Annotated in this window: 1 pseudogene; it reads right to left on the bottom strand. The window is 59.6% G+C overall.

The annotated features are described in order from the left end of the window. Positions 1-21: 21 nt before the first annotated feature. Positions 22-277, bottom strand: a pseudogene (locus tag KZZ04_RS19075) (hypothetical protein); the annotation flags it as partial.

The following is a 277-nucleotide window of genomic DNA, read 5'->3' as shown; positions in this document are numbered from 1 at the left end:
GCAGGGCAGCCCTGGTGGGTTTCAGGCCAGCAAACGCTGGATATGCTCTTGCAGCGTATCCAGGTCAAAGGGCTTGGCCAGGATCGGCGCATTGCGCGTGATCGGGCTGTTGCAGTCGAGAATTTCCTGCGGGTAGCCGCTGATAAAAATAACTTTCAGCTCCGGGCGCAGCATGATTGCCGGCTCGGCGATCTGCACCCCGGAAATGCCACCGGGCAAACGGTAGTCCGTCACCATCAGGTCCAGGTGCGGCTTGGTCGCAAGGATTTCAAAGGCC

The organism is Pseudoalteromonas sp. CR1, assembly GCF_019392235.1.
Taxonomy (GTDB): domain Bacteria; phylum Pseudomonadota; class Gammaproteobacteria; order Enterobacterales; family Alteromonadaceae; genus Pseudoalteromonas.
This window is presented reverse-complemented; position numbering and strand designations above follow the sequence as displayed.